Annotated in this window: 22 protein-coding genes and 1 other RNA gene; 11 read left to right on the forward strand and 12 right to left on the reverse strand. The window is 53.4% G+C overall.

The genetic code is table 11. The features are described 5' to 3' along the window. Positions 1-2: 2 nt before the first annotated feature. From lepA to rpoE, 5 genes are all read right to left on the reverse strand, one after another. Positions 3-1,802 carry a translation elongation factor 4 gene (gene lepA, locus KVT28_RS14115; protein ID WP_101763458.1) on the reverse strand — a complete coding sequence of 600 codons (1,800 nt, stop codon included), beginning with the start codon at positions 1,800-1,802 and terminating at the stop codon, positions 3-5. A gap of 218 nt (positions 1,803-2,020) precedes the next feature. Then, positions 2,021-2,485, reverse strand: coding sequence for a SoxR-reducing system protein RseC (gene rseC, locus KVT28_RS14120; RefSeq protein WP_217548987.1), 465 nt, complete (start codon positions 2,483-2,485; stop codon positions 2,021-2,023). Next, positions 2,482-3,438 carry a sigma-E factor regulatory protein RseB gene (gene rseB / locus KVT28_RS14125; RefSeq protein ID WP_110868278.1) on the reverse strand — a complete coding sequence of 319 codons (957 nt, stop codon included), beginning with the start codon at positions 3,436-3,438 and terminating at the stop codon, positions 2,482-2,484. Before rseB ends, rseC begins: the two co-directional genes overlap by 4 nt. Continuing rightward, on the reverse strand, positions 3,438-4,094 hold the full coding sequence (gene rseA / locus KVT28_RS14130) for an anti-sigma-E factor RseA (RefSeq protein ID WP_137386303.1): 657 nt from the start codon (positions 4,092-4,094) through the stop codon (positions 3,438-3,440). Before rseA ends, rseB begins: the two co-directional genes overlap by 1 nt. A gap of 27 nt (positions 4,095-4,121) precedes the next feature. Next, positions 4,122-4,700 (reverse strand): RNA polymerase sigma factor RpoE, encoded by a 579-nt coding sequence (gene rpoE, locus KVT28_RS14135; protein ID WP_007886161.1) that lies wholly within the window; start codon positions 4,698-4,700, stop codon positions 4,122-4,124. Between the two features lie 440 nt (positions 4,701-5,140). On the opposite strand from rpoE, the gene nadB reads away from it, so the two are divergent. Continuing rightward, a complete protein-coding gene (gene nadB, locus KVT28_RS14140; protein WP_101763455.1) occupies positions 5,141-6,778 on the forward strand; it encodes an L-aspartate oxidase in 1,638 nt (545 codons plus the stop codon). Here the strand turns inward: nadB and KVT28_RS14145 are convergent. Beyond that, a complete protein-coding gene (locus KVT28_RS14145; protein ID WP_101763454.1) occupies positions 6,744-7,493 on the reverse strand; it encodes a tRNA1(Val) (adenine(37)-N6)-methyltransferase in 750 nt (249 codons plus the stop codon). The genes nadB and KVT28_RS14145 overlap by 35 nt on opposite strands. Positions 7,494-7,634: 141 nt before the next feature. On the opposite strand from KVT28_RS14145, the gene srmB reads away from it, so the two are divergent. Continuing rightward, complete coding sequence (gene srmB, locus KVT28_RS14150; RefSeq protein ID WP_101763453.1) at positions 7,635-8,963, forward strand: ATP-dependent RNA helicase SrmB; 1,329 nt, start codon at positions 7,635-7,637, stop codon at positions 8,961-8,963. A gap of 186 nt (positions 8,964-9,149) precedes the next feature. Here srmB and grcA read toward each other — a convergent pair whose 3' ends face one another. Then, on the reverse strand, positions 9,150-9,533 hold the full coding sequence (grcA, locus tag KVT28_RS14155) for an autonomous glycyl radical cofactor GrcA (protein WP_008101535.1): 384 nt from the start codon (positions 9,531-9,533) through the stop codon (positions 9,150-9,152). A gap of 265 nt (positions 9,534-9,798) precedes the next feature. On the opposite strand from grcA, the gene ung reads away from it, so the two are divergent. Continuing rightward, on the forward strand, positions 9,799-10,476 hold the full coding sequence (ung, locus tag KVT28_RS14160) for a uracil-DNA glycosylase (protein ID WP_192232974.1): 678 nt from the start codon (positions 9,799-9,801) through the stop codon (positions 10,474-10,476). A 46-nt stretch (positions 10,477-10,522) separates the two neighbouring features. On the opposite strand, the gene grpE is transcribed toward ung, so the two are convergent. After that, positions 10,523-11,101 (reverse strand): nucleotide exchange factor GrpE, encoded by a 579-nt coding sequence (grpE, locus tag KVT28_RS14165; RefSeq protein ID WP_217548989.1) that lies wholly within the window; start codon positions 11,099-11,101, stop codon positions 10,523-10,525. A gap of 122 nt (positions 11,102-11,223) precedes the next feature. Here grpE and nadK point away from each other — a divergent pair, with 122 nt between their 5' ends. The 3 genes from nadK (at position 11,224) to bamE (ending at position 14,384) form a co-directional block, all read left to right on the forward strand. Continuing rightward, complete coding sequence (gene nadK / locus KVT28_RS14170) at positions 11,224-12,102, forward strand: NAD(+) kinase (protein WP_061718023.1); 879 nt, start codon at positions 11,224-11,226, stop codon at positions 12,100-12,102. 85 nt (positions 12,103-12,187) lie between these two features. After that, positions 12,188-13,849 carry a DNA repair protein RecN gene (gene recN / locus KVT28_RS14175; RefSeq protein WP_217548991.1) on the forward strand — a complete coding sequence of 554 codons (1,662 nt, stop codon included), beginning with the start codon at positions 12,188-12,190 and terminating at the stop codon, positions 13,847-13,849. A 187-nt stretch (positions 13,850-14,036) separates the two neighbouring features. Next, positions 14,037-14,384, forward strand: a complete 348-nt coding sequence (gene bamE / locus KVT28_RS14180; RefSeq protein ID WP_101763449.1) for an outer membrane protein assembly factor BamE — start codon at positions 14,037-14,039, stop codon at positions 14,382-14,384. Positions 14,385-14,438: 54 nt separating this feature from the next. On the opposite strand, the gene KVT28_RS14185 is transcribed toward bamE, so the two are convergent. Continuing rightward, positions 14,439-14,729, reverse strand: coding sequence for an RnfH family protein (locus KVT28_RS14185; RefSeq protein ID WP_110868282.1), 291 nt, complete (start codon positions 14,727-14,729; stop codon positions 14,439-14,441). After that, positions 14,722-15,156, reverse strand: a complete 435-nt coding sequence (locus tag KVT28_RS14190) for a type II toxin-antitoxin system RatA family toxin (protein ID WP_008101549.1) — start codon at positions 15,154-15,156, stop codon at positions 14,722-14,724. Before KVT28_RS14190 ends, KVT28_RS14185 begins: the two co-directional genes overlap by 8 nt. 159 nt (positions 15,157-15,315) lie before the next feature. On the opposite strand from KVT28_RS14190, the gene smpB reads away from it, so the two are divergent. The 3 genes from smpB to KVT28_RS14205 all read left to right on the forward strand — a co-directional run bounded on the left by smpB (position 15,316) and on the right by KVT28_RS14205 (position 17,167). Continuing rightward, a complete protein-coding gene (smpB, locus tag KVT28_RS14195) occupies positions 15,316-15,798 on the forward strand; it encodes an SsrA-binding protein SmpB (RefSeq protein ID WP_007886141.1) in 483 nt (160 codons plus the stop codon). 44 nt (positions 15,799-15,842) lie between these two features. Continuing rightward, positions 15,843-16,205: a transfer-messenger RNA gene (ssrA, locus tag KVT28_RS14200) on the forward strand. 107 nt (positions 16,206-16,312) lie between these two features. After that, positions 16,313-17,167 (forward strand): PA4780 family RIO1-like protein kinase, encoded by an 855-nt coding sequence (locus tag KVT28_RS14205; RefSeq protein WP_101763447.1) that lies wholly within the window; start codon positions 16,313-16,315, stop codon positions 17,165-17,167. Here KVT28_RS14205 and KVT28_RS14210 read toward each other — a convergent pair. Continuing rightward, positions 17,134-17,301 carry a hypothetical protein gene (locus KVT28_RS14210; RefSeq protein WP_206098222.1) on the reverse strand — a complete coding sequence of 56 codons (168 nt, stop codon included), beginning with the start codon at positions 17,299-17,301 and terminating at the stop codon, positions 17,134-17,136. The genes KVT28_RS14205 and KVT28_RS14210 overlap by 34 nt on opposite strands. A gap of 224 nt (positions 17,302-17,525) precedes the next feature. Here KVT28_RS14210 and KVT28_RS14215 point away from each other — a divergent pair, with 224 nt between their 5' ends. Both KVT28_RS14215 and KVT28_RS14220 read left to right on the forward strand, forming a co-directional pair. Next, positions 17,526-17,882 carry a hypothetical protein gene (locus KVT28_RS14215; RefSeq protein ID WP_101763556.1) on the forward strand — a complete coding sequence of 119 codons (357 nt, stop codon included), beginning with the start codon at positions 17,526-17,528 and terminating at the stop codon, positions 17,880-17,882. Positions 17,883-18,004: 122 nt separating this feature from the next. Then, positions 18,005-18,664, forward strand: a complete 660-nt coding sequence (locus KVT28_RS14220) for an epoxyqueuosine reductase QueH (RefSeq protein WP_008101584.1) — start codon at positions 18,005-18,007, stop codon at positions 18,662-18,664. 134 nt (positions 18,665-18,798) lie between these two features. Here the strand turns inward: KVT28_RS14220 and mgtA are convergent, their stop codons facing one another. Next, complete coding sequence (mgtA, locus tag KVT28_RS14225; protein WP_217548993.1) at positions 18,799-21,522, reverse strand: magnesium-translocating P-type ATPase; 2,724 nt, start codon at positions 21,520-21,522, stop codon at positions 18,799-18,801. Between the last annotated feature and the right edge of the window lie 11 nt (positions 21,523-21,533).

Here is a 21,533-nt window from a genome sequence, read left to right on the forward strand (position 1 = left end):
CCTTATTTGCTGTCTTTACCGACATGCAGAATGGCAAGGAATGCTTCCTGCGGCAGCTCAACGTTGCCGACCTGCTTCATTCGCTTCTTACCGTCTTTCTGCTTCTGCAACAGTTTCTTCTTACGGCTCACGTCACCGCCATAGCATTTCGCCAGGACGTTTTTACGCAGCTGTTTTACCGTTGAGCGAGCGATAATGTGGTTGCCGATTGCCGCCTGAATCGCAATATCGAACTGCTGACGTGGGATCAGATCTTTCATCTTCTCCACCAGGTCGCGGCCACGATATTGTGAGTTATCACGGTGAGTAATCAGCGCCAGCGCATCAACACGTTCTGAGTTAATCATCACGTCGACACGCACCATGTCAGAGGTCTGGAAACGTTTGAAGTTGTAATCCAGCGAAGCATAACCGCGCGAGGTTGATTTCAGACGGTCGAAGAAGTCGAGAACCACTTCCGCCATCGGAATCTCATACGTCAGCGCAACCTGCTTGCCGTGGTAAACCATGTTGGTTTGCACGCCACGTTTTTCGATACACAGCGTAATGACGTTGCCGAGGAACTCCTGCGGCAGCAGCATGTGACACTCAGCAATCGGCTCACGCAGCTCGGCAATATTATTCAGCGGTGGCAGCTTCGACGGGCTATCAACATAGATAGTTTCACCGTCGGTGGTTTCCACTTCATACACTACGGTTGGTGCAGTGGTGATCAGATCCAGATCGTATTCACGCTCCAGACGTTCCTGAATGATCTCCATGTGCAGCAGACCAAGGAAGCCGATGCGGAAACCGAAGCCCAGCGCCGTTGAGCTCTCTGGCTCGTAGAACAGTGACGCATCGTTCAGGCTCAATTTGCCCAGCGCATCACGGAACGCTTCATAGTCGTCAGAACTGATTGGGAACAGACCGGCGTAAACCTGTGGCTTCACTTTCTTGAAGCCAGGTAACACTTTCTCCGCCGGATTGCGCTGCAAGGTTAGCGTATCGCCCACCGGTGCGCCGAGGATGTCTTTAATCGCACACACCAGCCAGCCTACTTCACCGCAGTTCAGCTCGTTGCGATCAACACGCTTCGGCGTGAAGATGCCGAGACGGTCAGCGTTGTAGCTTTGACCGGAGCTCATGACTTTAACTTTGTCGCCTTTACGCAGCGTGCCGTTCTTAATACGAATCAGCGATACTACGCCAAGGTAGTTATCGAACCAGGAATCGATGATCAGCGCCTGCAGCGGGCCTTCCGGATCGCCTTCTGGCGGCGGGATGTCACGCACCAGACGTTCCAGCACGTCGGGCACGCCGACGCCGGTTTTCGCCGAGCAACGCACCGCATCGGTGGCGTCAATGCCGACGATATCTTCAATCTCTTCCGCTACGCGTTCTGGATCGGCGGCAGGCAGGTCGATTTTGTTCAGTACCGGTACCACTTCCAGATCCATTTCCATTGCGGTGTAGCAGTTTGCCAGCGTCTGAGCTTCAACGCCCTGCCCTGCATCGACCACCAGCAATGCTCCTTCACACGCCGCCAGCGAGCGGGAAACTTCATAGGAGAAGTCAACGTGACCAGGAGTATCGATAAAATTGAGCTGGTAAGTTTCACCGTCCTGCGCTTTGTAATCGAGCGTCACGCTCTGCGCTTTGATGGTAATGCCGCGCTCGCGTTCCAGATCCATGGAATCCAGAACCTGCGCCGCCATCTCACGATCGCTCAGGCCACCACAAATTTGAATCAAACGGTCAGAGAGCGTTGATTTGCCGTGGTCAATGTGAGCGATGATGGAGAAATTTCGTATGTGCTTCATTTATATGAATATCTTCACGTAGAAAATCAGTGGGAAACTTGAGCACGAACACATTCAGGAAAGTGAGCTTAACCCGGAACCCTGTCGGCCTCATTAATGACGACGCATATTACACTGTTAACGCCGCGCGTTAAAGAATGGAACTGTGGGGAATCGCAACAGATTTCAGCGGTTAAGCTGATTGGGAAAGGCCGCATCAAACGCGGCCTGGACGGGGATCAAGCTTCGCTTTCCACGCGCAACGCATCAGGCGGTAACGCAACGCTGAGAATCACCGGCTGGAAAGCCTGGCGATCGCCGAAGAGTTTGGATACCCCTTTCGCCACGATAAAGCCGCCAATGCCGCCCAACAGCGCGCCACAGGCCGCAGCCAGATCGCTGGCGAACAGCATCTGGAAGATGCCAGCCACTAAAAACAGGCCAAACAGCGGCGTCATGTAAACCAGCAAGGCAGAACCCAGCAGGCTGCTTTCGCGAATGCCTAACTCAATGCGCTGGCCGGGTTGTAACGGCTCCGCACTGGCGATAGTCATCACGTGGGCATTTTTCGGCCCCAGCTGATTAAGCGCATGGCTGCCGCAGCCTTTACGCGCCGAGCAGCTGTTACAAGACGTTTTCGCTTCCGTGTGCAGAGTGGCAATGCCTTCTTTCCACGCCACCACGGTGGCCCATTCTTTCATCATTTTGGTGAACCCGAATCTATGCTGTCCGCAATACGTTTGGCAGTGGCTGGCGGTAACTCGCCCACCACCGTGATTTCGTTATTATTGCGCACTTCTGTCTGCACCGTGCGACGTCCAGTGCGCAATGCCTGCACGCTGCTGCTTTTATCTGCTGGCGTAACGTTGATGGCGAAGCTAAACAGGCCATCGCTATACAGGCGCGATTCGACAGTTTTGTTCATCGACGGAATATCGCGGCGACTTTGTGAGATCAGTTTCATGCCCGCCGGAAGCCAGTTTGGCTGCCAGCTGAGTTCCACTTTGTCACCGGCCGGTAACGACAGCGATGGCGGCAAGTTGGCCTTCTCCAGCCCTTGCATCAGATTGCGTACGCCTTCGTCGACGGCAAAGCTGATGACGCGGAACTGTTCCAGCGTTTCACCGTCCCGATCAAGCAGATCGATACGCAGCGGCAATTTAGTGTCCACATCCAGCCACACGACATAGCTGTAACGCGTGCCATCACGTGACACGATGCGCACCACTTCGCACATCTGATCAGCCATGCGCGAACGGCCCACCGGAATGAAATCGTAGGCCTCACCCAAACGGGAGAAGTCGGCAAACATCAAACCAGGTAACGCATCGATGATGTGATTGCCCGGCAGCGAGAAGGGATCTAATCCCGGCTCGAAATAGCTGATGTCGTTTCCGCGCTGAATCACTTCACGGCGCGGTCCGTCCATCTGCAACAGTTGGGCGAAGATACGATTGTCGATAACCGCGTGACGATAACGCAGAGATTCAATGCCGAGACGCGAGACATTGATGTAGGCAAATTCGTAGTTGAGGTTCTGGCTTGCCTGCTCCATCTGTTGCAACAACGCCCCGGACGCAGAGGTCTGCGCCGAGGCGATAGATGAGCAAAACAGGCTGCCTGCCAGCAGGCTAACGGCACACCAAAGCTGCTTCATTACTGCTGCTGAGTTCCTAACGACTGATTTCCGGGAACATTAGCCTGAGCCTGTTGCGGATCGTTTTTCTCAAACTGAACCTGATCGGCATGCAGACGACGTTGCAGTTCATAATCCTGCAGCATGGCATTCACGCGGCGACGCTGTTCCTGCACCTGCTGATTAGAGCTGTTGGTGTCGAAGGCTTCAGAAGGCACGCCTAAGCTGACCGGCGACGCTTTACCCATCATCGGCAAGGTGTTGAATGCCGGTGAATCAGACGCTTCAGTCGCGCTGCCGGTTGGTGAACTGTTGTAGTGCTGAACACCGACAATCACCGCCAGTGAGACGCACGCAGCCACACCAACTTGCGTCAGCTGTGCCGCCCAACTGCCACCACGACGCCAGAACGGCATCTTCTCGTAGCGCGACGGTTCAGGCTGCGCTTCAGGGATCAGCGGAGTGACTTTGCGTGCCGGCTCGTTTTCGATGGCTGCCGCCACACGTGCGGAGATATCAAAATGCAGCACTTCTCCGATATCACCGCGTAAGGTGTCGCGAATGAGATGGTAGCTTTCCCAGCTGTGCTGAAGATCCGCATCCTTCGACAACGATGCCAACAGCTCGTTATCTAAAGTTTCACCATCCATTAAAGCGGAAAGTTTTTCTTTCTGCATGCCTTGGTACCCTTCCAGTAGCCGTTATCACTGACGTTGGATAAGCGGTTGAACTTTATTATCAATAGCCTCTCGTGCACGGAAGATACGCGAACGTACGGTACCGACCGGACAATCCATGATGACGGCAATTTCTTCGTAACTCAGACCATCCAATTCCCTGAGGGTAATGGCCATACGAAGATCTTCGGGAAGCGCCTCAATGGTACGAAAGACGATTTGTTTCAGTTCTTCAGACAACATTAAGTTCTCAGGGTTCGAAATTTCTTTCAGTGCACCCGCACTTTCGAAATTTTCCGCATCGATAGCATCCACATCACTGGATGGCGGACGTCGCCCCTGAGCAACCAGATAATTTTTCGCTGTGTTTACCGCGATGCGGTACAGCCATGTATAAAAGGCGCTGTCGCCACGGAACGATTCCAGTGCGCGATACGCTTTAATAAAAGATTCCTGAACCACATCAGGCACATCGCCTGACGGAACATAGCGTGAAACCAGGCTCGCCACTTTATGCTGGTATCGAATCACCAGTAAATTAAAGGACTTTTGATCTCCCTTCTGAACCCGCTCAACGAGAACCTGATCCGTTAACTGCTCGCTCATCCGAGGTAATATCTCCCCAAAACTTTTTTATGCGTAAGTGAACTGCCAGCACATCTCATTGTTCTGAGCAAGCATGCGCTTAGAGTGGCCCTTTGGCCCGAAGTTCACTACGACCAGAATTTTCCGTATCGGAACCACGACATCATTGTTGTTGATTGTCTTTCAGTGTAGCGACTTGCCACGCTGGTGGTGTCTTTTGCGGCACCGATAATCGCTGGCAGAGTACCTTATGACGCCGTCATTTTCACCTTTATTCCCTGAATTTTCAGAGTGTTTGATATAAAAAACACATTGTGCTCAATTTCAGAGTTAACTCACTGAATTCACGCTACTATCTCTACCCGCTGAATAATTTTTCCGCGCAGTTGGTTCAAAATACTTCACAGCACCCCCATCACGGCTTATGCTCAAGCCACCTTTTGTTTAGTAAATTAAACATCATGACTTCTCTCCCGGAATATCAGTGTGATGTCCTCATCGTCGGCAGCGGTGCGGCAGGTTTATCGTTAGCGCTGCGCTTAGCGCCGCATTATCAGGTTACCGTGCTGAGTAAAGCGCAGGTGAATGAGGGCTCAACGCTGTATGCGCAGGGCGGGATTGCGGCGGTGTTTGATGAAACGGACAGCATCGAATCACACGTTGAAGACACGCTGGTTGCGGGTGCCGGCTTGTGCGACCGCGATACGGTGAGCTTTATCGCCAGCAACGCGCGTCACTGCGTGCAGTGGCTGATTGATAACGGCGTTGCCTTCGATAAAGAGCCGCAGGCTGAGGGTGAAGCGCGTTACCACCTCACGCGCGAAGGTGGGCACAGCCATCGCCGCATTCTGCATAGCGCCGATGCCACTGGCCGCGCGGTGGAAACCACGCTGGTAAGCCAGGCGCTGAGCCATCCTAACATCCGAATTATTGAACGCACCAATGCGGTGGATTTGATCCTTTCCGATAAGCTTGGCCTGCCCGGCAAGCGCCGCGTAGTTGGCGCGTGGATCTGGAACCGTAAACGTGAACAGGTGGAAACCTGCCGCGCGCGCGCCGTGGTGTTAGCCACCGGCGGCGCAGCAAAAGTCTATCAGTACACCACCAATCCGGACGTGGCCTCTGGCGATGGCATTGCCATGGCGTGGCGCGCCGGTTGCCGCGTAGCGAACCTCGAATTTAATCAATTCCATCCCACCTGTTTATTCCACCCACAAGCGCAAAACTTCCTGCTGACTGAAGCGCTGCGCGGTGAAGGTGCCTGGCTGTTGCGTCCTGACGGCACTCGCTTTATGCCTGACTTTGATGAGCGTGCCGAGCTGGCACCGCGCGATATTGTGGCGCGCGCCATTGACCATGAGATGAAACGGCTGGGCGTCGATTGCATGTATCTCGACATTAGCCACCAGCCGGAAAGCTTTGTGCGCGCGCACTTCCCGATGATTTACGAAAAATTGCTGACCTTTGGCCTCGATCTCACTAAACAGCCGATTCCGATTGTGCCAGCCGCGCATTACACTTGCGGCGGCGTGATGGTCGATCAGCAAGGCCGTACAGATGTTGACGGACTGTATGCGATTGGCGAAGTGAGTTACACCGGCTTACATGGCGCAAACCGCATGGCGTCCAACTCCCTGCTCGAGTGCCTGGTTTACGGTTGGTCTGCTGCTGAAGATATGATCGCCCGCTTGCCGGACATCGCGGCGGTAGAACATCTGCCCGCGTGGGATGAAAGCCGCGTTGATGATGCCGATGAGCGCGTAGTAATCCAGCATAACTGGCATGAACTGCGATTATTCATGTGGGATTACATGGGAATTGTGCGTACTACCAAGCGTCTGGAGCGCGCACTGCGGCGCATTAATTTGCTGCAACAGGAGATTGACGAGTACTACGCGCACTTCCGCCTCTCTAACAATCTTCTTGAGCTGCGCAATCTGGTGCAGGTCGCCGAACTGATGGTGCGCTGTGCGCTGGAGCGCAAGGAGAGCCGAGGGTTACACTTTACCCTCGACAATCCCGATCTGCTGGATGAAGCGTTACCGACCATCCTGCAGCCCGAAGCTAGCGGAACAGGTAAAAGTCTTTCACCAGGCTGAGCCAGTCGGCTGAATAGCTTTTATCTTCATCACGAATGGCGAGACGTTCCAGCAAGGTTTCGCCGGCGGAGGGAGAAAAACCTAACACCACGCGATTGGGCGGGCGCTGCGCATAGGCGGCGACATCGTAGCGATAACGCAAATGCCAGCCATCCGCCAGCGCCAGTGAAATCAATGCTTCGCCAGCTTCAGCCGGCAGCACCACGCAAAATAGCCCTTCTTCTTCAATCAACTGGGCGGCACAACGCAGCAGCGTCAGATGGTCGAGCGTGGCGGTGCTGCGTGCGGTATCGCGCGCGACACTGCCGGTTGCCATACCGGGCGCAAAAAAAGGCGGATTACTGACGATGAGCGAAAAGCGTTTTTCACACTGTTCGCTCCAGGTGACAATATCCTGATGGTGGACGTGGATGCGATCCGCCCACGGCGAAGCCTGCATATTTTCCTGCGCCTGCTGCGCTGCGCTGGCTTCCAGTTCGACGGCATCAATCTCTACCGAATTGGGCGTACGTTGCGCCAGCATCAGCGCAATCAAGCCACTGCCGCAGCCAATATCGAGGATGCGACGCGCGCCGGCTACGGGCGCCCAGGCCCCGATTAACACGCCATCGGTGCCGACTTTCATCGCACAGCGATCGTGCGCCACGAAAAATTGCTTAAAGGTAAAACCGTCTTTTCTTAACGTCGGCCGCGCGTGCGGCTGGTCCTGAGACATACTTCACTACCATTGAATTTTTTACTGCCGGAAGTGTAACGTGGTGGCGATGGGAATTCACCTGCGCCGGTAATACCTACACAAACAGATGAAGATTATATTCGTTCTGTCTATAATCAGCGCCCCAAACTGAGGTAGACCATGACCGTAACCACATTCTCCGAACTCGAACTCGACGAAAGCCTGCTACAAGCTTTGCAGGAAAAAGGCTTCACTCGCCCTACTGTTATTCAGGCCGAGACCATTCCTGCCGCGCTGGAAGGCCGTGACGTTCTGGGTTCGGCTCCAACCGGGACGGGGAAAACTGCAGCGTTTTTGCTGCCCGCTTTACAGCATTTGCTCGATTTCCCGCGCAAGAAATCAGGCCCACCACGCATTCTGATCATCACCCCAACGCGCGAACTGGCGATGCAGGTTGCCGATCACGCGCGCGAGCTGGCTAAACACACGCATCTGGATATCGCCACCATCACCGGGGGCGTGGCGTATATGAACCATGCCGAAGTGTTCAGTGAAAACCAGGACATCGTCGTCGCGACCACCGGCCGTTTGCTGCAGTACATCAAAGAAGAGAACTTTGACTGCCGCGCCGTAGAAACGCTGATTCTCGATGAAGCTGACCGCATGCTCGATATGGGCTTTGCGCAGGACATCGAAACCATCGCCGCAGAAACCCGCTGGCGCAAACAGACGCTGCTGTTCTCGGCGACGCTGGAAGGTGATCACATCAAAGACTTCGCCGAGCGTTTGCTCAACGAGCCTGTGTTTATTGAGGCCGACCCAAGCAAAAGCGAACGCAAAAAAATCCAGCAATGGTATTACCGCGCCGATAATTTAGAGCATAAGAACAAGCTGCTGATTCACCTGTTGAAACAGCCAGATGCCACGCGCGTCATTGTGTTTGTGCGCAAACGTGAGCGCCTGCATGAGCTGGTTACCTGGCTTCATGAAGCGGGCATCCGCACCAGCTACCTCGAAGGCGAAATGGTGCAGGTCAACCGTAACGAAGCCATCAAGCGTATGAATGATGGCCGCGTGAAGGTGATGATTGCCACCGACGTTGCTGCGCGCGGTATCGACATCGACGATATCTCGCACGTAATTAACTACGATTTGCCGCGCACCGCAGATACCTATCTGCACCGCATCGGCCGCACCGCGCGTGCGGGCCGTAAAGGTACCGCGATCTCGCTGGTTGAAGCGCACGATCACGTGCTGCTGGGCAAAATCACCCGTTACATCAACGAGCCGTTAAAAGCGCGTGTGATTGATGAGCTGCGTCCAGAAAGCCGTGCGCCAAGTGCTAAAGTGACGGGAAAACCGTCGAAAAAAGCACTTGCGAAGCGTCAAGAGCGTAAAGAGAAAGAACAAGAGAAACCGCGCGTCAAGCAACGTCATCGCGACACCAAAAATGTGGGTAAACGCCGCAAGCCAAGCGGTAGCGATGCACCAAAGTCTGGTGCGGAATAAAACAGCACTCGCTGTAATTAATCGCCTCTTTTGAGGCGATTTTTTTGTTTTAAGCGTAGCGAAAACGCGCTCTCGCTATCATCCGCCCTGAAGAACCGTTCTTTTAAACTCGCCAGATAAAAAAAGCCGCGCCAATCAACATTGGCGCGGCTTGTATTGCTGTGTGTCTTTTCGTCAGCGCTGCAATTACAGGCTTTCGGTGAATGTACGTGTAATCACGTCACGCTGCTGCTCTGGCGTCAGCGCGTTAAAGCGCACGGCATAGCCAGATACGCGAATGGTCAACTGCGGATATTTTTCCGGATGATTGACGGCATCTTCCAGCGTTTCGCGGCGCAGCACGTTAACGTTCAGGTGCTGACCACCTTCGATGCGCACCTGCGGTTTCTGCTCAAGTGGAATTTCACGGTAAGCGATTTCGCCGAGATCGCTGATAGCAACAACCTGATCTTCTGCGAAATCCCCTTTGGCGCACAGGCAGCGCGCTTCGGCTTTATCATCGTCCAGCAGCCAGAATGAGTTCAACAGCTGTGGATTATTTGCCTGAGTAATTTGAATACCGGTAATCATAGTTGGTCTCCAGGGCTTTACGCTGTCGCAACTGGGCAGCGAGGTTCATAAGGTTTTGGAATGCTGTGGTATATCACTGCAGGAAATGCGCCGTTTTGACCTGTATCAATTTCGTCCAGTCACGATTACACGCTTAAAACCTAACAAATTGATTCATAAAAACTTTGCTAATTAAAATTTTACGTAAATATTCAAATTATTTTTACCCTTCTGCTGTTGAGTCCGACACGTTAAGCTAAGCGCACTATTTTGCAGGGAGTCAACGATGGCTGAGAAGCTGACCTGGCACGACGTGCTGGCTGAAGAGAAAGAGAAACCTTACTTCGTGGAAACGCTGAAAGCGGTGGCCAATGAACGCGCTGCCGGCGTAACGGTGTATCCGCCGCAGAAGGATGTGTTTAATGCCTTTCGGCTGACCGAACTGGGCGATATCAAAGTGGTGATTTTGGGGCAGGATCCCTACCACGGCCCGAATCAGGCGCATGGTCTGGCATTCTCTGTGCTGCCCGGCGTGGCGATCCCGCCGTCATTACTAAATATGTACAAAGAGCTGGAGCAGGATGTACCCGGCTTTGTGCGTCCTACACACGGTTTTCTTGAAAGCTGGGCAACACAAGGCGTGATGCTGTTGAACACCGTGTTAACGGTGGAAGCCAGTAAGGCGCATTCGCACGCGCGCTTTGGCTGGGAAACCTTTACCGATAACGTCATCAGCGCCATCAATCAGCATCGCGAAGGGGTAATTTTCTTGCTGTGGGGTTCGCATGCGCAGAAGAAAGGCAGCATCATTGATACGCAGCGTCATCATGTATTGAAAGCGCCGCACCCTTCTCCGCTCTCCGCGCATCGTGGCTTTTTTGGCAGTAAACACTTCTCGCAGGCGAATGCGCTGCTGAGCCAATCGGGCCAGTCACCCATTGACTGGATGCCGGTGTTGCCTTAATAAACAAACGGCCGCATTAAGCGGCCGTTGTTATTACAGCGACAGATTAGCCTTTGGCTTTGGTCACTGCCACCATCGCCGGACGCAGCAGGCGACCATTGAGGGTGTAACCGCGCTGCATCACCATCAGCACGTGATTTGGCGCCATATCTTCTGATTCCATCATCGACATCGCCTGATGGATCTCTGGATTGAATGGCACATTGGTTTCGCCCACCACTTCCACGCCAAACTTACGCACCGCGCCCAGCAGCGACTTCAGCGTCAGCTCGATACCTTCGATCATCGAAGCCAGTTCAGCGTTCTCTTTGTCTGCCACTTCCAGCGCGCGCTCCAGGCTATCGATCACGGGCAGCAGCTCGTTGGCAAATTTCTCCAGCGCAAATTTATGCGCTTTTTCCACGTCCATTTCAGTACGGCGACGAATATTTTCGATCTCCGCCTGCGCACGCAGCTGTGCATCACGCACGCCGGTTTGCGACACGGCTAACTCGGCTTCCAGTTGCGCGATACGCTCATCACGCGGATCCACCTCAGCGGTTGTCTCTGCGTCCACGTACTGCTGATCCTGTTGAATTTCGTCTGAGACTTGCTCGTTTGGGGTGTTCTGTTCTTTACTACTCATGAATTTCTCCGCGTTTTGCACATTCATCTCGCTGGTTGGCTTATTATGGGGATCAGTTTGACGGTTTCAAGTAAACCCATCACATTGCCTGGCCGTTTTGGCTTATAAGGAACTCGCGCTAAATGAACAAACACTTTAACTGCATCGGGATTGTCGGCCATCCGCGCCATCCTACTGCGTTAACCACCCATGAAATGCTCTGGCGCTGGCTAACGGCAAAGGGTTATGAGGTGATCGTCGAGCAGCAGATTGCGCGCGAACTGGATTTGAAAAATGCCCAAACCGGCAGCCTTGCGGATATTGGTCAACGCGCTGATTTAGCTGTGGTGGTTGGTGGCGATGGCAACATGCTTGGTGCTGCCCGTGTGCTGGCGCGCTATGACATCAAAGTGATTGGCATCAACCGTGGCAACCTCGGTTTTCTCACCGATCTCGATCCGGACAATGCGCAACAGCAGCTGGACGATGTGCTGCAGGGCGATTACTTCGTCGAGAGCCGCTTCTTGCTGGAGGCGCAGGTGTGCAAAGAAGCGTGCTCGCCGCGCATTGGTAGCGCCATTAATGAAGTGGTGCTGCATCCCGGTAAAGTTGCGCATATGATTGAATTCGAAGTCTATATTGATGAGGTGTTTGCCTTTTCACAGCGTTCCGATGGTTTGATTATCTCCACACCGACCGGCTCCACCGCCTATTCGCTTTCGGCGGGCGGCCCTATTCTGACGCCGTCGCTGGATGCGATTACGCTGGTGCCCATGTTCCCGCATACGCTTTCTGCGCGTCCGCTGGTAATCAACAGCAGCAGCACCATCCGCCTGCGTTTTTCTTCCCTGCGCAGCGATCTCGAGATCAGTTGCGACAGCCAGATTGCCTTGCCAATTCAGGAAGGTGAAGATGTCCTGATCCGCCGTAGCGCCAATCATCTCAATCTTATCCATCCTAAAAATTACAACTATTTTAATACTTTAAGTTCAAAGTTGGGCTGGTCAAAAAAATTGTTCTGAAAATCAGCGCTGACTACTTTACTGTATAAAAAACCATGATATACTGTATGTAAAACCATATCTGTTTTTACATACAGGTGATTCTATGCTGGCACAACTGACCATCAGTAACTTTGCTATCGTTCGTGAACTGGAGATCGACTTTCATCGTGGTATGACGGCAATCACGGGTGAAACCGGCGCAGGTAAATCTATCGCCATCGATGCGCTGGGCCTGTGTCTGGGCGGCCGCGCTGAAGCAGATATGGTGCGTCAGGGTGCCAGCCGCGCTGATATCTGCGCCCGCTTCCAGCTCAAAGCTTCGCCTTCCGCACAACGCTGGCTGGTGGAGAATCAGCTGGATGAAGGCAATGAGTGTCTGCTGCGGCGTGTGATTAGCGCGGATGGTCGTTCGCGTGGCTTTATCAACGGCACATCGGTGCCGCTGTCGCAGTTGCGTGAACTGGGCCAGTTGCTGATTCAGATTCACGGCCAGCATGCTCACCAGTTGCTGCTCAAATCCGATCACCAAAAACATCTGCTGGATGCGTATGCAGCCCACGATGATTTGCTGTCTGAAATGCGCCAGCACTATCAGCGCTGGCATCAGAGTTGCCGCGCGCTGGCACAACATCAGCAACTTTCGCAAGAGCGTGAATCCCGTCGCGAGCTACTGCAGTATCAGTTGAAAGAACTCAATGAATTTGCCCCGCAGTTGGGCGAATTTGAACAGATTGATGAAGAGTATAAACGCCTGGCGAACAGCGGCCAGTTGCTGTCCACTAGCCAGCAAGCGCTGCAAATTCTCGCCGATGGGGATGACACCAACCTGCAGAGCCTTCTTTATAGCGCTCGTCACATGCTGGGCGAACTGGTGACGCTGGATAATAAAGTCAGCGGCGTGTTCAATCTGCTGGAGGAAGCCGCAATTCAACTCAGTGAAGCCAGCGATGAACTGCGTCACTACTGCGAACGCCTGGATCTCGATCCCAATCGCCTGCATGAGCTGGAGCAACGTCTGTCACGGCAGATTGCATTGGCACGTAAGCACCATGTCGCACCTGAAACCTTGCCGGTGCTTTATCAGCAGTTGCTGGATGAAGCGGAACTGCTTTCGCAGCAAGAGAGCGATCAGGAAACTTTGCAGTCTGAAGTTGTCGCTCACCACAAAGCCGCGTTAGCCAGCGCTGAAAATCTGCATCAACTGCGTGAGCATTCCGCTCAAGAATTGAGCCAGCTGATAACGCAAAGCATGCGCACGCTGGCAATGCCGCACGGCCAGTTTGCCATTGTGCTGGAGTTCAATGCCGATCAACTCACCGCAGATGGCGCAACGCGCATTGATTTCCGCGTTACGACGAATCCAGGCCAGCCGCTCCAGCCGCTGGGCAAAGTGGCTTCCGGCGGTGAGCTGTCGCGTATCGCTCTGGCGATTCAGGTGATTACCGCACAGAAAATGGAAACACCGGCAATGATCTTCGATGAAGTAGATGTTGGCATCAGCGGCCCAACCGCCGCTGTTGTCGGTCAAATGCTGCGTCAGCTGGGCGAGTCAACACAGGTTATGTGTGTCACGCACCTGCCGCAGGTTGCCGGCTGCGGTCATCAGCACTTTTACGTCAGCAAAGAGACCGATGGTGCGATGACAGAAACGCATATGCAGCCGCTGGATAAACGCGCGCGTCTGCAAGAGTTGGCGCGTTTGCTGGGCGGCAGCGAGGTGACGCGCAACACGCTGGCCAACGCTAAAGAACTTTTAGCCGCCTGATACCGCACTTTTTTCCCGGCTGGTGGTCATATGCTTGCTCTGTAGAGGTTTCAAATAGCGAAAAGGTTTATTATCATCGGCAGTTATGTCGTCTGAGTAATAAAGCCTGCCGCAGGCAGAGTTCAGAATTTGATGGCAAAAAAATAGCCTGCTGAAAGGCGTTTGGCCCCAGAAAAGGAATGTATAGATGCGCTGTAAAACGCTGACTGCCGCGGCAGTAGTAATGTTGATGATGACCGCTGGATGTTCCACCCTTGAGCGCGTTGTGTATCGTCCGGATATCAATCAGGGGAATTACCTGGTCGCCAACGATGTGTCGAAAATTCACAACGGCATGACGCAGCAGCAGGTTGCCTACACGCTCGGTACGCCGATGATGCGCGATCCGTTTGGCAGCAACGTTTGGTATTACGTGTTCCGCCAGGAACCAGGCCATGAAGGTGTGAAACAGCAAACGCTGACGCTGACCTTTGACAGCAACGGAACACTTACTAACATCGACAATAAGCCGAAGCTCTCAGGCAAAGAAGGCTAAGTGAACGGCAATAAAAAAGGCGCTTAAGCGCCTTTTTTCGTTTTTACATTCCGACTATTTCTTCTCAGCTGACCGCTCTGCGCGTTGACGCCGTAACTCTTTCGGGTCGGCAATCAGCGGACGATAGATCTCAATGCGATCACCATCCTGGACGGCATCACCCAATTTTACCGGGCGGCTATAAATCCCAACCTTATTCGAGTTCAGGTCAATATCTTTACGCAGTGACAGCAACCCCGAAGCCTTGATCGCTTGTTCAACGGTTGCGCCTTCTTCAAGCGTTACGGCACGCATATACTGCTTGTCTGGCAGTGCGTAAACCACTTCCACGCTGATATCAGGCACGATAAACCTCTTTTGCGCGCTGACTGAACGCCTGCACCATGCTATTTGCCAGCTCTTTAAAGATGCGGCCGAACGCCATTTCTACCAGCATATTGGTGAACTCAAAATCGAGGTTCAACTCAACCTTGCAGGCATCATCACCTAATGAAGTGAAATGCCAGCCGCCGGTCAATTTACGAAACGGGCCATCAACCAACTGCATCAATATGCTTTGGTTGCTGATCAGCGTGTTGCGCGTGGTGAAAGTTTTACTGATGCCCGCTTTCGAGACATCAACGGCCGCGGTCATTTGATCTCCGCTGTTATCCAGCACGCGACTGCCGGTGCAACCCGGCAGAAACTGAGGATAAGCATCCACGTCATTCACAAGACGGTACATCTGTTCAGCGCTATAAGGGACCAGCGCTGAACGACTAATCTGAGCCATAATGGTTCCTGTTCATCACAAAACCATTGAATAATACCATTTTCAGTCACCAAACAAAAATTCACGGCTTTGCTTGCTGTGCTAAAATGGAGTGTTTTTTACCGCCCTGCAGGACAGGGGATGCGCCCATAAACTGAGTGATGTAGACTACGCCGCACTATGACAAAGAAAAAAGTTAACAAACCCGGTTCAGCCACTATTGCCCTCAATAAACGCGCACGTCATGAATACTTCATTGAAGAAGAGTTCGAGGCGGGTATGTCGTTGCAAGGATGGGAAGTCAAATCACTCCGTGCCGGTAAGGCTAACATCAGCGATAGCTACATTCTGTTGCGCGATGGTGAAGCTTACCTGTTTGGCTCTACTTTCCAGCCGCTGGCGGTTGCTTCGACGCATGTGGTGTGTGATCCCACGCGAAGCCGCAAGCTGCTGCTGAAACAACGCGAACTCGATTCGCTGTACGGTCGCGTCAACCGCGAAGGTTTTACCGTGGTTGCGCTGTCGATGTACTGGAAAAATGCCTGGGCCAAACTGAAAATCGGTGTGGCGCGCGGTAAGAAAGAGCACGACAAGCGTGACGACGTGAAAGAGCGCGAATGGAAGATGGACAAAGCGCGCATTATGAAGAATTCAAAGCGTTAAGCGCTGGATTTTAGCGTCACTTGTCTGTAGTATTGAAATTTCTTGGGGCTGATTCTGGACTCGACGGGATTGTGAAGCCTTAGGAGCATGCCGAGGGGCGGTTTGCCTCGTAAAAAGCCGCAAAAAAATAGTCGCAAACGACGAAAACTACGCTTTAGCAGCTTAATAACCTGCTTTGAAGCCCTCTCTCCCTAGCTTCCGCTCTTAAGACGGGGATCAAGAGAGGTCAAACCCAAAAGAGATCGTGTGGATGCCTTGCCTGGGGTTGAAGCACTAAATCTAATCAGGCTAGTTTGTCAGTGGCGTGTCTGTCCGCAGCTGGCCAGCGAATGTAAAGACTGACTAAGCATGTAGTGCCGACGGTGTAGTAATTTCGGACGCGGGTTCAACTCCCGCCAGCTCCACCAAAATTCTCCATCGATGATTACCAGAGTCATTCGATGAAGTCCTAAGAGCCCGTATGGCGCAAGCCTTACGGGCTTTTTTGTATCTGGACTCTTTCAAGGCGACTCGCATGAAAATCCCAAACCGACTCCAGCCTCTTGTCGATGATGGCCTGGTAGATGAAGTACTACAAAGACTAAGAAGCGGCAAAGAAGCTGACGTTTATACCGTGTTAACGGGCGGCAAAATCCAGTGTGCGAAAGTGTACAAGGACGCCACACAACGAAGTTTCAAGCAGGCTGTGCATTATCAGGAAGGGCGCAAAGTCCGCAACAGCCGTAATTCACGTGCGATGCAAAAAGGGTCGAAATTCGGGCGCAAGCAGCAAGAAGAGACCTGGCAAAGCGCGGAAGTTGATGCGTTATTCCGCCTGGCGAATGCTGGCGTACGCGTCCCGCAGCCCTACATTTGCATCGACGGCGTTTTGTTGATGGAGCTGGTCACAGACGCAGAAGGTCTGGTTGCGCCACGCCTGAGCGATGTGTTCCTGACCGAAGAGAACGCCCTGAAGGATTTCGATACCATGATCCGCAATATCGTGCGCATGCTGTGCGCCGGCATTGTTCATGGCGATCTGTCGGAATTCAACGTGCTGCAGGATGCCAACGGACCGGTGATTATCGACTTGCCACAAGCGGTTGATGCCGCGGCAAACAACCACGCTGAATCGATGTTTGAGCGCGATGTGAACAACATCACCGCCTATTACGGGCAATATGCTCCGCAGATTTTGCAAACGCGCTATGCGAAAGAGATCTGGCAATTATATGAAGATGGAAAGCTGACGCCAGAAACGCCGCTCACCGGTCTCTTCGTAGAAGAGGTGCATGAAGTGGATATGAACTCATTGATGGATGAGATTATCGCCGCCGAAGATGAGTTCTATGATCGTCAGCGCGCCGCTAAAGAGCGCGACGAAGAGTAGAGGCGGCTCCACAGCTCAGGCAGGCTGGCGATAAACGCCTCGGCTATCGCGTGTTTATTGCCACCCGGATTCCACAACGTTACCAGCGTAACGTTCAATCCCTGATTGCCAACCTCGGTACGCAACCGTTGCACGTTGCGCCACTGCTATGCTGCGCCAGGCAGATAGCAGATTAATATTGCAGAGCCACAGCTCAGGTGGCTCTTATCCCTTCCTGCAACAACCTAAAATGCTATCTACTGGTGATTTTGCCAGCGAAACTAGACCTTTTTCATTCCTGGTTTATTCTTAAATCTTTCCATCCCGGCCTGTGCCAGGATGATTACCTGAGACGACATATTTCATGAAAGAGGGAATTATGAAAAAGACCATTATTGCACTGTCAGCCGTTCTGATGGCATCTTCGGCTTTTGCCGCGACCACACATGCAACTGATGAAACTGTCGCTAACGCGCAGGCCGGTGCGAACACCGCTAAAGAAAAACTGCATCAGGCGCAGAACGAAGGTAAAGAGCAGCAGCTGAAAGCGAAGCATGCGGCAGAAGGTAAAAGCGATAACCTGACCAGCAAAGCCAGCGAAGGTACGCAGAAAGCCTGGAATAAAACCAAAGAAGGTTCTGAGAAAGGTTGGGATGCCACCAAAGAAGGCACGCAGAAAGGCTGGAATAAAACCAAAGAAGGTGCCAGCGATCTGAAAAAGAAAGTGACTGAATAACGTTCGTCGCTCACTCCAGAGGCCGCGTTTGCGGCCTTTTTTATTGCCTGTTTTCCTCAACTTTGCATCTTTAACGCTATCCCCTTAGACTTTACCCAACACTCCATTAACCAATAATGCTCATGTCTGACACCTTTACCCGCCAGCCGCTGCCCTTACCCAACGGTCATAACAAAGTCCTGTTGCACTCCTGCTGTGCGCCCTGCTCGGGCGAAGTGATGGAAGCGATGCTGGCTTCCGGCATCGATTACACCATCTTCTTCTACAACCCAAACATTCATCCGCTGAAAGAGTACGAGCTGCGTAAAGAGGAGAATATTCGCTTTGCCGAGCAGTTTGGCGTGCCCTTTGTTGATGCCGATTACGATAAAGACAATTGGTTTGAGCGGGCACGTGGCATGGAGTGGGAACCGGAACGTGGCGTGCGCTGCACCATGTGTTTCGACATGCGCTTTGAACGCACCGCGCTGTATGCACATGAAAACGGTTTCCCGGTGATCACCAGTTCACTCGGTATTTCGCGCTGGAAGAATATGCAGCAGATCAACGACTGCGGCGTGCGCGCGGCGGCGCACTATCCCGATATGCTTTATTGGGAGTTCAACTGGCGGAAAGGTGGCGGCTCGTCACGCATGATTGAGATCAGCAAGCGCGAACGTTTCTATCAGCAGGAGTATTGCGGCTGCATCTATTCGCTGCGCGACAGCAATCGCCATCGCGTAGCTAGCGGCCGCGAGCGCATTGAGATCGGCGTGCAGTATTACCAGCCCGATGAAGAGTAAAGAAAAGGGCAGGAAATCCTGCCCTTTTTTCATTAACGAAACACCAGCGTTAACACCACCATGACAACCATCATCATTATCAGGTGAAACACCACCTTATTGAGATTGCGGTTACGCATTTCACCTCCATGTGTTTAAAACCACTGACCAAAGCGCTTGATGTAGAGCATTTTCATGCCCTGCGCGACCACGCAATAACCGAGCAGCGTTGCCACCAGCCATGGGAAGTATGACCATGGCAGCGGCACCAATCCCACCATCGCGCCCAGCGGTGAGAACGGCAGCAGAATGCCGGCGATCATCACACACGCAGTGGTCAGCAGCACCGGCAGCGCCGCACGGCTCTGGATAAATGGAATCTTTTGCGTGCGCAGCATGTGCACCACCAGCGTTTGCGACAGCAAGCCTTCAATAAACCAGCCGGACTGGAACAGCGACTGCATTTCTGGCGTATTCGCCGCGAACACGTACCACATCAGCGCAAAGGTGGTGATATCGAAAATCGACGACGTTGGCCCAATCCACAACATGAAGCGTTTGATATTACGCGCGTCCCATTTACGCGGTTTGCGCAGGAACTCGCGGTCCATTTTGTCCCACGGCAGTGCCAGCTGAGACAGATCGTACATCAGGTTCTGAATCAGCAGATGAATCGCCAGCATCGGCAGGAACGGAATAAAGGCGCTCGCCACCAACACCGAGAACACGTTGCCGAAGTTCGAGCTGGCGGTCATGTTCAGATACTTAATGATGTTGCCGAAGGTTTCGCGTCCCTTCATTACGCCCTCTTCCAGCACCATCAAATCTTTTTCCAGCAGGATGATATCGGAGGACTCTTTAGCGATGTCCGCCGCGCTATCAACGGAAATCCCGACATCAGCATCACGCAGCGCCGGCGCATCATTAATCCCGTCGCCGAGGAAGCCAACGGTGTGGCCCTGTTGCTGTAGCGCGCGCAGGATACGTGATTTCTGCAGCGGCGTGAGTTTAGCGAATACCGCACTCTGTGCGGCGGCGTCTGCCAACTGCTCGTCGCTCATCAGGGCAATTTGGTCGCCGGTGACGATCGCGCCGCTGTCGATGCCAACCTGCTGGCAAATGCGCGCGGTCACCACCGGATTATCACCGGTCAGCACTTTGACGCTAACGCCATTGTCGCGCAGCGCGCCGATGGCTTTGGCGGCGCTCTCTTTCGGTGGATCGAGGAAGGTCAGCAGCCCTTCTACCGTTAAGCCTTGCTCATCCGCCACGCTCAGCGGCTGCTGTAAACCTGGATCCGCCAGCACGCGGCTCGCCACCAGCAGCACGCGAAAACCCTGCTCATTGTATTGATGTGCCAGCGCCAGCAGTTCTGCACGACGCGTTTCGTTCAGCGGCTGCACCAGTTTGCCTTCACGCTCGGCAGTCGCGATGCTCAGCATCTCTTCCACCGCGCCTTTGCAGATCAGCATCTGTTGATTGAGACGACGATCGCGCACCACCACCGAGACGCGACGGCGAATGAAATCGAACGGCAGCTCATCCACTTTGATATAGGTATCGCTTACCGCTTCGCTGACGCGGTTTTTGCCGTACTGCAAAATGGCGCGATCCATCAGATTCAGCGTGCCGCTTTGATAGTGGCTGTTGAGCCAGCTCAGCATCAGCACGCGTGAGTTCTCCACGCCAGCACAATCCAGATGATGCTCCAGAATGATGTTGTCCTGCGTCAGCGTGCCGGTTTTGTCGGTGCAGAGAATATCCATCGCGCCGAGGTTTTGAATCGCATTCAGACGTTTGACGATCACTTTACGCCGCGACATGGCGATGGCACCTTTCGCCAGGTTGGAGCTGACGATCATCGGCAACATTTCCGGTGTTAAACCTACCGCTACCGCCAGCGCAAACAGTGAAGCATCCAGCCAGTCGCCTTTGGTTAGGCCATTAATCAGCAACACCACCGGCACCATCACCAACATGAAGCGGATCAGCAGCCAGCTCACGCTGTTGACGCCGCGGTCAAAGGCGGTTTGTGAGCGATTACCCACAATCGATTTCGCCAGGCTACCGAAGTAAGTTTCGCTGCCGGTTGCCACTACCACCGCTTTGGCGCTGCCGCTGGACACGTTGGTGCCCATCAGGCAGACGCTGCCCAGTTCCAACAGCGATGTGCCCTGTTCGCTGGCCCCGCTGCTTTTGCTGGTGACGTGGCCGGTGACGTCATACTTCTCAACCGGTAACGATTCGCCAGTCAAAATCGCCTGGCTGATAAACAGATCGCGTGAATCCAGCAGCCGCACATCGGCTGGCACCAAATCCCCCGCCGACAGATAGATGATGTCACCCGGCACCAGCGTGGCGATATCGACTTCCTGTTTGAGCGGCGCTTGTTGCGCTGACTCACGACGCAGCACCGTGGCGGTGGTGCGCACCATTGATTTCAGCGCCTGCGCCGCTTTATTGGTACGGAACTCCTGCCAGAAGCGCAGCAAACCGCTGAGCGTTACCATCGTCACAATGATGATGACACCGGTCAGATCGGTCTCCTCGCCGTTGCGCAGCGGCAGCCAGAAATCAGTGAAAAAGCTCACCAGCGCCAGCGCCATCAGGACATAGATAAACGGATTGTTGAATGCCTGCAGCAACTGCAACAACGCTGGTGGCGCTTTGTCGTGTTCGACCTGATTACGGCCATATACATTCAGGCGCGCCTCGGCTTCACGTTCACTCAGGCCAAGCGCATCGCTGCGCAGACGCACCAGCGTTTCGTCGGCAGTAAAACCGGCTTCATCTTCAATCAGGTAACGCGGTGTTTTTTGACGCGGCTGGCGCGTGGTGTTCCAGGCTTTTTTGTCCTGGTTGAGTTTCATGTCAGTCATAGTGACATTCC

It is taken from the genome of Pantoea sp. GbtcB22 (genome assembly GCF_019091025.1).
GTDB lineage: Bacteria > Pseudomonadota > Gammaproteobacteria > Enterobacterales > Enterobacteriaceae > Pantoea > Pantoea leporis.

Coding starts and splice junctions, on each gene's coding strand:
- lepA (WP_101763458.1), bottom strand. CDS start 1,802: ATGAAGCACATACGAAATTTCTCCATCATCGCTCACATTGACCACGGC.
- rseC (WP_217548987.1), bottom strand. CDS start 2,485: ATGATGAAAGAATGGGCCACCGTGGTGGCGTGGAAAGAAGGCATTGCC.
- rseB (WP_110868278.1), bottom strand. CDS start 3,438: ATGAAGCAGCTTTGGTGTGCCGTTAGCCTGCTGGCAGGCAGCCTGTTT.
- rseA (WP_137386303.1), bottom strand. CDS start 4,094: ATGCAGAAAGAAAAACTTTCCGCTTTAATGGATGGTGAAACTTTAGAT.
- rpoE (WP_007886161.1), bottom strand. CDS start 4,700: ATGAGCGAGCAGTTAACGGATCAGGTTCTCGTTGAGCGGGTTCAGAAG.
- nadB (WP_101763455.1), top strand. CDS start 5,141: ATGACTTCTCTCCCGGAATATCAGTGTGATGTCCTCATCGTCGGCAGC.
- KVT28_RS14145 (WP_101763454.1), bottom strand. CDS start 7,493: ATGTCTCAGGACCAGCCGCACGCGCGGCCGACGTTAAGAAAAGACGGT.
- srmB (WP_101763453.1), top strand. CDS start 7,635: ATGACCGTAACCACATTCTCCGAACTCGAACTCGACGAAAGCCTGCTA.
- grcA (WP_008101535.1), bottom strand. CDS start 9,533: ATGATTACCGGTATTCAAATTACTCAGGCAAATAATCCACAGCTGTTG.
- ung (WP_192232974.1), top strand. CDS start 9,799: ATGGCTGAGAAGCTGACCTGGCACGACGTGCTGGCTGAAGAGAAAGAG.
- grpE (WP_217548989.1), bottom strand. CDS start 11,101: ATGAGTAGTAAAGAACAGAACACCCCAAACGAGCAAGTCTCAGACGAA.
- nadK (WP_061718023.1), top strand. CDS start 11,224: ATGAACAAACACTTTAACTGCATCGGGATTGTCGGCCATCCGCGCCAT.
- recN (WP_217548991.1), top strand. CDS start 12,188: ATGCTGGCACAACTGACCATCAGTAACTTTGCTATCGTTCGTGAACTG.
- bamE (WP_101763449.1), top strand. CDS start 14,037: ATGCGCTGTAAAACGCTGACTGCCGCGGCAGTAGTAATGTTGATGATG.
- KVT28_RS14190 (WP_008101549.1), bottom strand. CDS start 15,156: ATGGCTCAGATTAGTCGTTCAGCGCTGGTCCCTTATAGCGCTGAACAG.
- smpB (WP_007886141.1), top strand. CDS start 15,316: ATGACAAAGAAAAAAGTTAACAAACCCGGTTCAGCCACTATTGCCCTC.
- KVT28_RS14205 (WP_101763447.1), top strand. CDS start 16,313: ATGAAAATCCCAAACCGACTCCAGCCTCTTGTCGATGATGGCCTGGTA.
- KVT28_RS14215 (WP_101763556.1), top strand. CDS start 17,526: ATGAAAAAGACCATTATTGCACTGTCAGCCGTTCTGATGGCATCTTCG.
- KVT28_RS14220 (WP_008101584.1), top strand. CDS start 18,005: ATGTCTGACACCTTTACCCGCCAGCCGCTGCCCTTACCCAACGGTCAT.
- mgtA (WP_217548993.1), bottom strand. CDS start 21,522: ATGACTGACATGAAACTCAACCAGGACAAAAAAGCCTGGAACACCACG.